The organism is Shewanella frigidimarina NCIMB 400, from assembly GCF_000014705.1.
Classification (GTDB): Bacteria; Pseudomonadota; Gammaproteobacteria; order Enterobacterales; family Shewanellaceae; genus Shewanella; species Shewanella frigidimarina.
Genome location: NC_008345.1, coordinates 792,513 through 806,096, shown reverse-complemented (window position 1 = coordinate 806,096; position 13,584 = coordinate 792,513). Strand labels below are relative to the sequence as shown.

Here is a 13,584-nt window from a genome sequence, read left to right as displayed (position 1 = left end):
AGGGCTAATCCAGAAAATGGATTAACCCCGTTCCTTTAATCTTTATATAGAGACTTTGTTTTGGGGTAATGCTTACGCATTTACATCATAACAAAGTTATAAGAGGTGAATTAATGTCAGAAAAAACGCGCGTTCCAACCGCCATCAACGGTGGACCATTTGGACAAGCCTGGTCAGCTAGAGCCGACTGTTTACAAAGTTTGACGGGTGTTTTACTGGGCGCTTTCTTATTAGTGCATATGCATTTTGAGGCAAGCATTTTATTAGGCAAAGAAACCTTCTACCGCTTCGTGCAAGTACTTGAAGGTGGCATGTTTAGCGCTACTGGGCACGGTTGGCCACTAGTGACACAAATCTTTTCAGTATTTATTTTAGTTATCGTCGTCGTTCACGCGGCGCTAGCATTACGTCGCTTTCCGGTACAACTTGGCCAGTGGCGTGCACTTCGTGGGTTTATGTCCAACATAAAGCACAAAGACACTCGCGCTTGGTATTGGCAAATGATCACTGGATTCATCTTATTTTTCTTAGTCTCAGCACATCTTGCAACCATGATTTTAGATCCTAAAATTGGTCCACACCTCTCAGCCGACCGCGTCTATAACGGACATGCCTGGCTCTTGTATGTGGTATTCCTTCCGGTTGTATTAGTACATGGCTTAATTGGCTTATACCGAGTGATATTAAAATGGGGAGTGAGCAATAATCGTTCTCTTATACGCACAATTGCCCAGGTGTTAATGATCTATTTACTTTGTTTAGGTTCATTAAGCCTCATTACCTACATCTCTATTGGCAGTGAACTGACACTACCCGTTCAGCCGTTTATTCCGAAGTAATAGGCATGCTAAGGGGGGACGCTAAGTGTGATTGCCTGGCAACAAACAGCCAGAGTCAATAACTAAATGAGCTTCCACCCTGAATAGCAAGGCTAAGCCTCAACACACAGATCCTTCTCTGACGAATAGGTGCATTACATCTATCGCAGAGGCGTAATTGAAATTCATACATATTATCTAGATCATTAGATAAGGAGCTGATTTTGAAACTTATTTATACAGACTCATTAATCATTGGTGCCGGGCTAGCAGGCCTTAGAGTAGCCATTGCCACCAAAGAACGCGGCCTAGACACACTGGTATTATCGCTTATTCCGGCAAAACGTTCACATTCCGCGGCTGCTCAAGGCGGTATGCAAGCAAGCCTTGGCAACACAGTTAAAGGTATGGGTGACAACGAAGACATACATTTTCAGGATACGGTAAAAGGGTCTGACTGGGGTTGTGACCAAGATGTGGCACGTATGTTTGCCCATTGCGCCCCCAAAGCCATACGTGAACTGACAAACTGGGGTGTGCCTTGGTCTAGAATTTCTGCTGGTCCACGCGATGTAATAATGAATGCAAAAAAGGTGACGTTACATGAAGCAGAAGAAGCTCATGGCCTCATCAATGCTCGAGATTTTGGCGGCACCAAAAAATGGCGAACATGCTATACCGCCGATGGTACTGGCCACTCATTATTGTATGCGGTAGATAACCAAGCAATATCGATGGGTATTCCGGTACACGAAAGGATTGAAGCCTTATCACTGATCCATGATGGTAAGCGTTGCCACGGAGTAATTGCACGTTGTTTAGTGACCGGAGAGCTGCGCGCCTATGTGGCTAAATCAACTACGATTGCGACTGGAGGTTACGGCAAAATTTATGAAATATCGACTAATGCCACTATCTGCGAAGGTATAGGCCAAGCGTTAGCACTCGAAACTGGCGTCGCGACATTAGGCAATATGGAAGCGGTACAGTTTCATCCGACAGCCATCGTCCCAGCAGGAATTCTCACCACTGAAGGTTGTCGCGGTGACGGCGGCATACTACGCGATAAAGACGGTCATCGCTTTATGCCAGACTACGAGCCAGAGAAAAAGGAACTCGCTTCCCGTGATGTGGTATCTCGCCGCATGACCGAACATATTCGCAAAGGTAAAGGAGATGACAGTCCTTACGGGCCACATCTCTGGTTAGATATAACCATTTTAGGTCGTGAGCATATTGAAACCAATCTGCGCGAAGTGAAAGAAATTTGTGAATATTTTCTTGGAATCGATCCCTGCAAAGAGTGGATCCCTGTAAGACCTACCCAGCATTATTCTATGGGCGGCGTTCGTACTAATGCCACCGGTGAAAGCCCACAACTTAAAGGACTATTTAGTGTTGGAGAAGCTGCATGCTGGGATATGCATGGTTTTAATCGTTTAGGTGGTAATTCTGTGGCAGAAACCGTAGTAGGCGGCATGATCATCGGTAAGTATGTAGCCGATTTTTGTGAACAAAATGCCTTAGAAATAGATACTGCCCTTACCCAAAAATTTCTCGATAAGTTACAAAATGAAATCGATAACTTAGTCGATGGTAAAGGTACAGAGAACCCCTTCGAAATAAAAAAAGAAATGCAACGTATCATGATGAATTACGTCGGCATCTTTCGAAATGGCCCTGAACTAGACAAGGCTATAGCCGAGCTTAAAGCATTACTTCTACGCGCAAAAAATCTAGGACTTAAGTGTAAAAAACGTCATTCAAATCCTGAATTAGTCGAAGCTCTGCGCGTCACCAGAATGTTGAAAGTAGCCTTAACTGTTGCTTGTGGGGCTGCTGCACGCACCGAAAGCCGTGGAGCCCACTCGAGAGAAGATTATCCACAACGCAATGATAAAGATTGGCTAAACCGTACATTGGCTACCTGGCCAAATGACGAGTCATTAGAACCCGTTTTACATTATGAGAAGCTCGATGTAATGAAAATGGAGTTACCTCCTGGATACCGCGGTTACGGCAACGATAACAACATAGCCCATCCCGATACAGAAAAACGAACTCAAGAAATAAACAAAATAACGGCAGAACTTGGCGACGCCCCAGATAGGCATGCACTTCAGCAAGCATTGATGCCATATACGCTACCTAGCCATCTACAACCAGCTAATGAACGTCTTAGCGATACATTAGCAGTCATACCATCTCAACCGGTAGGAAATAAATCATTATGAGCCGAAAAATCACCTTTAATATCTTCCGCTACGATCCACAAGATAGCCAAGATAAGCCAAAAATGGAACGTTACGAATTAACCGAAACAGATGGTATGACAGTGTTTATCGCATTAAATCAACTCCGTGAACAACAAGATACTTCGTTACAGTTCGACTTTGTGTGCCGAGCAGGTATTTGTGGCAGTTGCGCCATGGTGATTAATGGCTTCCCAACGCTTGCCTGTCGTACCTTAACGGCAAATTACCCTGATGGTGAAATCACCTTAATGCCTCTACCTGGCTTTGAACTGATTGGTGACTTGTCGGTAAACACCGGGAAATTTATGCGTGAATTAGCCGAGCGATTAAAGCTCTGGTTACATCCTAAACCGGACGATCAAGACATGCATCGCCTAGAAAATCCAATGGCACCAGAAGAAGCCGCGCGGATATATGAATTGGAACGCTGTGTCGAATGTGGTGTCTGCGTCTCTGCATGTGCCACCAAACAAATGCGAGACACCTTTGTGGGCGCTGTAGGCATGATGAAAATTGCCCGTTTCGAAATGGATAGTAGAGACAACCGCAGCGCAGACGACTTCTACCATGTTATCGGCAATCAAGATGGAGTCTTTGGCTGCATGACGCTGTTAGGTTGCCAAGATAACTGCCCTAAAGACTTGCCCCACATGCAGCAAATTGCTTATTTACGCCGAAAAATGGCCTCGACAATTCTCTAGTCAAAAAAGTCCTTTAATCAAAAAGCTCGCTGCTTTGGCGAGATTGATGAGGGCAATACAGCATTAAAACTTTGCAAACAGGCGTTCCTGTTTGCAGTAAATATGTGGGAGCTTTTGCATTGTCGCTAGGCACCTGCTCACGCACTGTCATAAGTGCACATCCTTACTACTAGCAGTACTGTTTAATCGGTAACCAAACCAGTAGCAGAACACTAGTAGTTGTTATGTAAGGAAACATAAATGAAACCGTCCCAACTAAAATCTGCAATTATTATGCTGAGCTTTGCGGCTCCCATATTCACAACTCAAGCTAATAGCAACACCGATACTAATGAGGAGTTACGAGCTGAACTACAACAAATTCAGCAAAGGCTCGCCACGCTTGAAACCCAAGACAGAGAGTCATCTTTGCTCTCAGATACCCAGTTTAATTTTTATGGTTCTTTACGTCCGACATTCGGTCTTACCCATACCAATTCAGATGATGTGTGGGATGTTGGAGATGCTAACTCACGGATTGGTTTTGCGACGGAATACCAATTAGGAGATGGCCTAATGGCCTTTGCTAAAGGCGAGTTTAAAGTTGATATAAGAAATGATGGTGACTTTGGCGATGCACGAAAAGCCTATGTTGGAATCGAAGGTTTTTTAGGTCGGTTTGCTATTGGTAAGCAAGCAGTAACACAAGAAATTATTTACGATCCCGTCGATATCTTCAATCGTTCAGGAACCCCAATAGCCTATGACAGTGCAAGTCCATTTAGACTTAACAATCTAGTGACCTATAGAAAGCAATTCGGCGATATTTTGTTTTCTGCTGATGCGCAATTCGATGGTAACAAAGGAAGTGATGGGAGTGATTTTTTTAACACCGGTTTACGTTACAAAACCGACCTAATCTACATAGCCGCAGCGTTTTACACTAAAGAATTGGAAGACGGTACAGATGAAAATACCGTAGGTGTCACCTTAGCTAAAAACTTTGAGTCACTGTACCTAGCAGCTGCTTATCAAAACATAGACAAAGACATCGCCGATGGTTCAACTCTTGATATAGTCGCAAGCTACTTCATCAATGAAACCTATAAAATTAAACTGGGGATATCCAAATATGATGATGGTGGCAACAATATCACCTCAGGTAAGTATAATGCCTATAACACAACCTTTGAATGGCATAAAACATCGAAATTCAGTACCTTCATCGAATATCAGAAAAAAGATTTTGAATACCAAGAGACTGATGATCAAATTATGGTCGGTATGCGTTATAACTTCGATTATAAGTTTTAAGCCGTAAATCAACTTCATGATTCAGTAAAAGTAATGGCGCCCTAAGAAGCTTATATTTATTAGAGTGCCATTAGATACTGTAAGCATGAGCAAACTAGCCATGGTTAACATGGTTAACTACTACTTTTAAATACACTAACAGTATAAATCTAACCCCCCTGATATTCCGTTAAGAACACGTTACGGAGGATTAACGCATAATGTTAATTCTCCGTAGTCAATTATCCATAAAACATCAGAATATTCAGTGCATAAATCGAAAATACTACTGACAGTAGTTCAAGAAATTGTCGAAAAAAAACTAAGAAAATACAAACCTAGGCTTTGCAGAGTTCTACTGACTAATCGTTTTCCAAGGGAAATGGATAAGAAACAAATAAAGGCATAATGAGGATGAAATGAGTAGTCAACTAAATAAAAATGCACATAAGAGCGACAAGCATTTCCATCACCAATGAAAAAACAGCAGGTTAACTCAGAAACGCCAGGTTGATCTTAGCTACAATGAAAGTGAAACAGGAACAAGAAAGCCTATATAAAGAGAGAAACAAAAATTTATACTCATATGTCTAAGAATATAAATTACAAAGGCACAAAGGGGTAATAACAGCAATGCAGATGTTAAACTTTCTTTTTCTAAGCTATATTTTACACAATTAAAAACGGCTCGCATATTTCTATGCAAGCCGTTGTTTTATTTGGCAGGGGTGGCAAGACTCGAACTCGCAACCATCGGTTTTGGAGACCGCTGTTCTACCAATTGGAACTACACCCCTGTTGACGAGGGGCATTATGCTAAAACCACCACCAAAGGTAAAGTACTTTTTATAATAAAGTGCTCAATTGCAGTTTTTTCAGGCAAGTTAGCCAATCTAGCCAATTTATGTGTAGATCATACCGCTAAGTAGAGCCATTTGGCTCCAGATCAAACGCACGTCACATCCACACGCCAAACCAAACCGGTTTATAGCGTCAACGTTAAACAGCCGCTTTAACAAGTTAGACGCGATTGTAGACTCATCATTCGCTATCTTGTAACTATGCTTTCTGGATTGACTACTGATGAGTCCTGCATAACTCATTAATCTCGCAACCATATAACGGCCAACATTTTCACCAAACTGATTAAGCTAGCCAGCTACTTTTCTAGCTCCTGCTAAGCCACGACTATCACGGTGGATTGCAATTGCTTGCTGGCGTAACTTCTCACACTCAGGCTTTACTAATCCACGATGTTTGAGATGATAATGTTAGCTACCACACGATATTCCAAACAAATGACAAAGCTGTTTGACGATGTTTTCTCTCTCGATAACGATTCAATTAACGCTATCGTTTGATGTTTTCTTGCATTAATACCATTTACATTAAATATGTGATCTAATTGCTCGTCATTTCCTTACTTCAGTATCGATGAATAATCTCAATCTTGCAGCATTAGTTAAATCTGAGAAACGCGCACGTAAACGTATGCGTTATCTCGCCTTACTTCATTTTACCGAAGGTCATTCTCGTACTGCTATAGCCAACATGCTGAAGGTCAGTAGAACCAGTGTAAATACTTGGGTTACTCATTATTTAACTCATGGCATTAGCGGCCTAGATGATAAACATAATCCAGGTAGACCCGCTCAACTATCGGCGAAACAACTGGTAAATCTGAAAGAATTTGTACAACGTCAAAGCTTGTCTGAGAGTGGCGGAAGATTGATGGCAAGAGATGTCAGTCTTTTTATTCAGTCTGAATTTGGGGTGACCTTTAAACAGGCAAATATCTACAGATTACTGCATCAATTAGGATTGTCATGGATAACGACCCGTTCTCGACACCCAAAACAATCTCAAGATATTCAGGACGCTTTTAAAAAACTTCCAGCTGTCAACGATCCTTAACACCCCTGGTCATGTGGCGTTAGATCGCATTGATGTTTGGTTTCAAGATGAAGCTAGATTTGGTCAGCAAAATACCACGACCCGCATTTGGGCAACGAAAGGAACCCGACCACGAGCGGTAAGGCAACAACAGTTCGAATCAGCATATTTATATGGTGCGGTGTGTCCTGCAACGGGCACGACAGAGGCTATTATTGCCCCGCATGCCAACAGTGAATATATGTGGGAGCATTTAACATTAATTTCAGAGGCTACCGAATCGGGTCGCCATGCTTTGGTCATCATGGATAGTGCAGGTTGGCATCAACAAGATCTGACTGAGGACTTTGATAACCTTAGTATCCTTAAGCTTCCGCCCTATTCGCCAGAACTCAACCCTATAGAACAAGTGTGGCAATGGCTTCGTCAGAATGAACTCGCAAATCGTTGCTTTAGTGGATATGACGATATTGTTGAGCAGTGTTCCATTGCATGGAATCGATTTATTGCAGAGCCGGAAAGGGTGATTCAACTATGTTCTAGACGTTGGACAAAATTGACCAATTAATTAATGTAAATGGTATAAGCTGGCCAACTATCGCTCTCGCACCTGCTGAGCCACGACTATCCTATCGTTTGATGTTGTCAGCGATAGCCTGTTTGATGCCATCTACACAACAATGTGATGCAATCAACAATCAGCCCCTCAAATGACAGACGTAAAAAAGCCCGCTACATGATAGCGGGCTGTTTCACGACTCTTTCAAGTCAATTAGGCGCCTGGAAATGACCTACTCTCGCATGGGGAGACCCCACACTACCATCGGCGATACTGTGTTTCACTTCTGAGTTCGGAATGGGATCAGGTGGTGCCACAGCTCTATGGTTTCCAGACAAATTTGTTTATCTAACGCACTAATTCTTCATTAGGCATTAAATAATAATTCGGAAAGCTGATTGCTTTTACTCTTATCAAGAGTCTTGAGTTCGCACTGTTTAAGCGCCTCATTCTAACACTAAGGTCAGTAAAACCCATCTGGGTTGTATGGTTAAGCCTCACGGGTCATTAGTACAAGTTAGCTCAACGCCTCACAACGCTTACACACCTTGCCTATCAACGTAGTAGTCTCCTACGGCCCTTTAGAGAGCTTAAAGCTCTAGGGATGACTCATCTTAGGGCTCGCTTCCCGCTTAGATGCTTTCAGCGGTTATCGATTCCGAACGTAGCTACCGGGCAATGCCATTGGCATGACAACCCGAACACCAGCGGTTCGTCCACTCCGGTCCTCTCGTACTAGGAGCAGCTCCCTTCAATCATCCAACGCCCACGGCAGATAGGGACCGAACTGTCTCACGACGTTCTGAACCCAGCTCGCGTACCACTTTAAATGGCGAACAGCCATACCCTTGGGACCGACTTCAGCCCCAGGATGTGATGAGCCGACATCGAGGTGCCAAACACCGCCGTCGATATGAACTCTTGGGCGGTATCAGCCTGTTATCCCCGGAGTACCTTTTATCCGTTGAGCGATGGCCCTTCCATTCAGAACCACCGGATCACTATGACCTACTTTCGTACCTGCTCGACGTGTATGTCTCGCAGTTAAGCTGGCTTATGCCATTGCACTAACCGTACGATGTCCGACCGTACTTAGCCAACCTTCGTGCTCCTCCGTTACTCTTTGGGAGGAGACCGCCCCAGTCAAACTACCCACCAGGCACTGTCCTCAACCCCGATAAGGGGCCAGAGTTAGAACATCAAAACTACAAGGGTGGTATTTCAAGATTGACTCCACTCAGACTAGCGTCCAAGCTTCAAAGTCTCCCACCTATCCTACACATGTAGGTTCAATGTTCAGTGCCAAGCTATAGTAAAGGTTCACGGGGTCTTTCCGTCTAGCCGCGGGTATACGGCATCTTCACCGCAATTTCAACTTCACTGAGTCTCGGCTGGAGACAGCGTGGCCATCATTACGCCATTCGTGCAGGTCGGAACTTACCCGACAAGGAATTTCGCTACCTTAGGACCGTTATAGTTACGGCCGCCGTTTACCGGGGCTTCGATCATGAGCTTCTCCGAAGATAACCCAATCAATTAACCTTCCGGCACCGGGCAGGCGTCACACCGTATACGTCATCTTGCGATTTTGCACAGTGCTGTGTTTTTGATAAACAGTTGCAGCCACCTGGTATCTGCGACTGCCGTCAGCTTAGGGAGCAAGTCCCATCACCAACAGCAGCGTACCTTCTCCCGAAGTTACGGTACCATTTTGCCTAGTTCCTTCAGCCGAGTTCTCTCAAGCGCCTTGGTATTCTCTACCCGACCACCTGTGTCGGTTTGGGGTACGATTCCCGCTAACCTGAAGCTTAGAAGATTTTCCTGGAAGCATGGCATCAACTACTTCATCACCGTAGTGACTCGTCATCAGCTCTCAGCCTGTACATTAAAGTACGATTTCCCGGATTTGCCTAAGAAATCAACCTACCACCTTAAACGCGGACTACCAACGCCGCGCTAGCCTAGCCTTCTCCGTCTCTCCATCGCAGTTAGCGGAAGTACAGAAATATTAATCTGTTTCCCATCGATTACGCCTTTCGGCCTCACCTTAGGGGTCGACTCACCCTGCCCCGATTAACGTTGGACAGGAACCCTTGGTCTTCCGGCGAGGGAGTTTTTCACTCCCTTTATCGTTACTCATGTCAGCATTCGCACTTCTGATACGTCCAGTGTGGGTTACCCCTTCACCTTCAACCGCTTACAGAACGCTCCTCTACCGCGCACTTCTAATGAAATGCACCCGTAGCTTCGGTGGTATGTTTAGCCCCGTTAAATCTTCCGCGCAGGCCGACTCGACTAGTGAGCTATTACGCTTTCTTTAAATGATGGCTGCTTCTAAGCCAACATCCTAGCTGTCTAAGCCTTCCCACATCGTTTCCCACTTAACATACACTTTGGGACCTTAGCTGACGGTCTGGGTTGTTTCCCTTTTGACAACGGACGTTAGCACCCGCTGTCTGTCTCCCGAGTAGTACTCATTGGTATTCGGAGTTTGCAAAGGGTTGGTAAGTCGGGATGACCCCCTAGCCTTAACAGTGCTCTACCCCCAATGGTATTCGCTCGAGGCGCTACCTAAATAGCTTTCGAGGAGAACCAGATATCTCCGAGTTTGATTGGCCTTTCACCCCCAGCCACAAGTCATCCGCTCATTTTTCAACATAAGTCGGTTCGGTCCTCCAGTTGATGTTACTCAACCTTCAACCTGCCCATGGCTAGATCACTCGGTTTCGGGTCTACACCTTGCAACTAAACGCGCAGTTAACACTCGGTTTCCCTACGGCTCCGCTATTCGCTTAACCTCGCTACAAAATGTAAGTCGCTGACCCATTATACAAAAGGTACGCAGTCACGGTCTCAAGAACCGCTCCCACTGCTTGTACGTATACGGTTTCAGGTTCTATTTCACTCCCCTCACAGGGGTTCTTTTCGCCTTTCCCTCACGGTACTGGTTCACTATCGGTCAGTCAGGAGTATTTAGCCTTGGAGGATGGTCCCCCCATATTCAAACAGGATGTCACGTGTCCCGCCTTACTCGTTTTCATCTATGGTTAGTTTTCATGTACGGGGCTATCACCCTGTGCCGCTGTGCTTTCCAACACATTCCACTAACACCCCATAGACTTAAGGGCTAATCCCCGTTCGCTCGCCGCTACTAGGGGAATCTCGGTTGATTTCTTTTCCTCCGGGTACTTAGATGTTTCAGTTCCCCGGGTTTGCCTCACAACACTATGTATTCATGTTGTGATACATGCTTATGCATGTGGGTTTCCCCATTCGGATATCGTTAGCTCAAATGCTTATTACTAGCTCGCCAACGCTTTTCGCAAGTTATTACGTCCTTCATCGCCTCTGACTGCCAAGGCATCCACCGTATACGCTTGGTCACTTAACCATACAACCCAAATGAGTTTCACACCCTTGAATTAACAAGAGAAGAGCTCTGGGTCATATCATGACCAGCTGGTTTTTACTTGTCTCACCTCCAGGGTAGGAAGTGGACTCGCCTTAGTTTTTTAGAATATTCAAGACACTTAAACAGTGTTTTGAGAACTCAAGTGTTAATGCTTTCGCATTAACGTTTTTCGCACTAACGTGATCACACAAACGACAACGAATCATCATTTATGCGCCTTTAGTTAGTACTATCAGCTTTCCAAATTGTTAAAGAACAACACTTAACCGGCAAACGGTGTGTTTCACTCTACTTCCGAAGAAGTTAACAAGTAATCTGTGTGAACACTCACATGCATCTCTGCACTTTAGGTATTGAGTTAGTCGTATAGGTAAGGAGGTGATCCAGCCCCAGGTTCCCCTAGGGCTACCTTGTTACGACTTCACCCCAGTCATGAACCACAAAGTGGTGAGCGTTCTCCCGAAGGTTAAACTACCCACTTCTTTTGCAGCCCACTCCCATGGTGTGACGGGCGGTGTGTACAAGGCCCGGGAACGTATTCACCGTGGCATTCTGATCCACGATTACTAGCGATTCCGACTTCACGGAGTCGAGTTGCAGACTCCGATCCGGACTACGACGTACTTTGTGAGATTAGCTCCACCTCGCGGCTTTGCAACCCTCTGTATACGCCATTGTAGCACGTGTGTAGCCCTACTCGTAAGGGCCATGATGACTTGACGTCGTCCCCACCTTCCTCCGGTTTATCACCGGCAGTCTCCCTAGAGTTCCCACCATTACGTGCTGGCAAATAAGGATAGGGGTTGCGCTCGTTGCGGGACTTAACCCAACATTTCACAACACGAGCTGACGACAGCCATGCAGCACCTGTCTCACAGTTCCCGAAGGCACAAGTCCATCTCTGGTCTCTTCTGTGGATGTCAAGAGTAGGTAAGGTTCTTCGCGTTGCATCGAATTAAACCACATGCTCCACCGCTTGTGCGGGCCCCCGTCAATTCATTTGAGTTTTAACCTTGCGGCCGTACTCCCCAGGCGGTCTACTTAATGCGTTAGCTTGGGAGCCCAGTGACTAAGTCACCAAACTCCGAGTAGACATCGTTTACGGCGTGGACTACCAGGGTATCTAATCCTGTTTGCTCCCCACGCTTTCGTGCATGAGCGTCAGTCTTTGTCCAGGGGGCCGCCTTCGCCACCGGTATTCCTCCAGATATCTACGCATTTCACCGCTACACCTGGAATTCTACCCCCCTCTACAAGACTCTAGTTCGCCAGTTCCAAATGCAATTCCCAGGTTGAGCCCGGGGATTTCACATCTGGCTTAACAAACCGCCTGCGCACGCTTTACGCCCAGTAATTCCGATTAACGCTCGGACCCTCCGTATTACCGCGGCTGCTGGCACGGAGTTAGCCGGTCCTTCTTCTGTAGGTAACGTCACAGTAATAGTTTATTAAACTATTACCTTTCCTCCCTACTGAAAGTGCTTTACAACCCGAAGGCCTTCTTCACACACGCGGCATGGCTGCATCAGGGTTTCCCCCATTGTGCAATATTCCCCACTGCTGCCTCCCGTAGGAGTCTGGGCCGTGTCTCAGTCCCAGTGTGGCTGATCATCCTCTCAGAACAGCTAGGGATCGTCGCCTTGGTGAGCCATTACCTCACCAACTAGCTAATCCCACCTAGGTTCATCCAATCGCGGAAGGCCCGAAGGTCCCCTCCTTTCCCCCGTAGGGCGTATGCGGTATTAGCAGTCGTTTCCAACTGTTATCCCCCTCGACTGGGCAGATCCCTAGGCATTACTCACCCGTCCGCCGCTCGTCACCTCAGGAGCAAGCTCCCTTGTGTTACCGCTCGACTTGCATGTGTTAGGCCTGCCGCCAGCGTTCAATCTGAGCCATGATCAAACTCTTCAATTAAAGTTTTTTGAAACCCGAAGGTTTCGGCTCAATGAATTCTGATTGCTTTATCAACCGAAGCTGACAAAGTCTTTGTACATATTACTATGAACATTCATCGTTGCATTGAGTTTAAATTTTTTGATTGCCAACATTCCGAAGAACAGAAGACAATTTCGAATAACTCAATACCTGTGAATGTCCACACAGATTTCTTGTTTAGATTGTTAAAGAACGTTGATATCAATTTTTCAGACATCACCATAAGACGCTAGGTCGTTGGCTTGGGGTGCGTATTCTACGCTTTCCCGTGTTGGCGTCAAGTGTTTTTTCAAACTTTCTTTTCGCCTTGAACTCAGTGTTTTTAAGCACTTAATTCAACCTGACTCGGTAACCGCTTGCGCTGTCTGCCGTGTCAGTGGATGCGCATTATAGGCACCACACGTTTTTGCGCAAGGCCTTTTTTAACTAATTTATCAATTAATTTTTATACTTAACTTAACACCACATTAAGCACACCTTACCCACAGACTTACCCACAAATATGAATCATTAGATTCATATTTTACCCATGGTCAGATAGGCAAGCATATTAACGCTTTTGATTATGGGCTTTGCATTTGTTCACTATGCTGCCCAAAGTTAGATAAATCATGTTTAGCCAGTAATATAATCAAGGTAAAAATAATTCGTACTGACACAATTTTGTGTAATCAATTATCGGCCTGAGACGCCTTAGGATCTAATAACCGCATATGCCGATATTGATGGGTGAAGGTTA

5 protein-coding genes, 1 tRNA gene and 3 rRNA genes are annotated in these 13,584 nt (G+C 45.2%); 5 read left to right on the top strand and 4 right to left on the bottom strand.

Features of this window, described 5'->3' with window-relative positions; all coding sequences use genetic code 11:
- The first annotated feature begins 113 nt into the window (after nt 1-113).
- The 4 genes from SFRI_RS03515 (at nt 114) to SFRI_RS03500 (ending at nt 5,067) form a co-directional block, all read left to right on the top strand.
- Nucleotides 114-839, top strand: a complete 726-nt coding sequence (locus tag SFRI_RS03515; protein ID WP_011636164.1) for a fumarate reductase cytochrome b subunit — start codon at nt 114-116, stop codon at nt 837-839.
- A gap of 203 nt (nt 840-1,042) precedes the next feature.
- A complete protein-coding gene (locus SFRI_RS03510) occupies nt 1,043-3,052 on the top strand; it encodes a fumarate reductase flavoprotein subunit (RefSeq protein ID WP_011636163.1) in 2,010 nt (669 codons plus the stop codon).
- Nucleotides 3,049-3,774, top strand: a complete 726-nt coding sequence (locus tag SFRI_RS03505; RefSeq protein WP_011636162.1) for a fumarate reductase iron-sulfur subunit — start codon at nt 3,049-3,051, stop codon at nt 3,772-3,774. The genes SFRI_RS03510 and SFRI_RS03505 overlap by 4 nt, the downstream gene beginning before the upstream one ends.
- A 240-nt stretch (nt 3,775-4,014) precedes the next feature.
- Nucleotides 4,015-5,067: a porin gene (locus SFRI_RS03500; protein WP_011636161.1), complete on the top strand. Its 1,053-nt coding sequence runs from the start codon at nt 4,015-4,017 to the stop codon at nt 5,065-5,067.
- Between the two features lie 699 nt (nt 5,068-5,766).
- Here the strand turns inward: SFRI_RS03500 and SFRI_RS03495 are convergent.
- A tRNA-Trp gene (locus SFRI_RS03495) sits at nt 5,767-5,843 on the bottom strand.
- A 637-nt stretch (nt 5,844-6,480) separates the two neighbouring features.
- Between SFRI_RS03495 and SFRI_RS21175 the strand changes: the two genes are divergently transcribed.
- Nucleotides 6,481-7,507 (top strand): IS630-like element ISShfr2 family transposase gene (locus SFRI_RS21175; RefSeq protein ID WP_086019738.1). Its coding sequence is split into 2 segments (ribosomal slippage): nt 6,481-6,936 and nt 6,938-7,507, totalling 1,026 coding nucleotides; the frame shifts between segments, so codons are not numbered across the junction.
- A gap of 210 nt (nt 7,508-7,717) precedes the next feature.
- On the opposite strand, the gene rrf is transcribed toward SFRI_RS21175, so the two are convergent.
- The 3 genes from rrf to SFRI_RS03470 form a co-directional block, all read right to left on the bottom strand.
- Nucleotides 7,718-7,833: ribosomal RNA gene (rrf, locus tag SFRI_RS03480) — 5S ribosomal RNA — on the bottom strand.
- Between the two features lie 151 nt (nt 7,834-7,984).
- A 23S ribosomal RNA gene (locus tag SFRI_RS03475) occupies nt 7,985-10,889 on the bottom strand.
- Nucleotides 10,890-11,281: 392 nt separating this feature from the next.
- A 16S ribosomal RNA gene (locus SFRI_RS03470) occupies nt 11,282-12,824 on the bottom strand.
- Together the 16S, 23S and 5S rRNA genes form the textbook arrangement of a ribosomal RNA operon.
- Nucleotides 12,825-13,584 lie beyond the last annotated feature (760 nt).